General features: G+C 67.4%; 1 protein-coding gene. It reads right to left on the reverse strand.

The window, feature by feature from the left end; all coding sequences use genetic code 11:
- The coding region (locus tag IF27_RS29710) for an adenosylhomocysteinase (RefSeq protein ID WP_190233162.1) at positions 1-319 on the reverse strand (319 nt) is incomplete at both ends.

A 319-nucleotide genomic window follows, 5' to 3' on the forward strand; every position in this document is an offset into this window, starting at 1 on the left:
GACCCGGTGCTCGTCGTTCTCCGCCGTCGAAGGATCCGGGACCTTCCCGTCCTTCTCGTACTCCACCCCCTTGTGCAGCAGCACCGTCGCGTCACCACCATCATCGAGGATGGTGTTGGGCCCGCCCGTCGGGGAATCCGCCCACGTCAACGCCTGCTCCGTGCACCACCAGTACTCCTCCAACGTCTCGCCCTTCCAGGCGAAGACGGGGATCCCGGCGGCGGCGATCGCCGCAGCGGCGTGGTCCTGGGTCGAGAAGATGTTGCACGACGCCCACCGCACCCGCGCACCCAACGCGACCAGCGTCTCGATCAACACA

Origin of the sequence: Streptomyces avicenniae (assembly GCF_000719135.1) — a bacterium.
Classification (GTDB): Bacteria; Actinomycetota; Actinomycetes; order Streptomycetales; family Streptomycetaceae; genus Streptomyces; species Streptomyces avicenniae.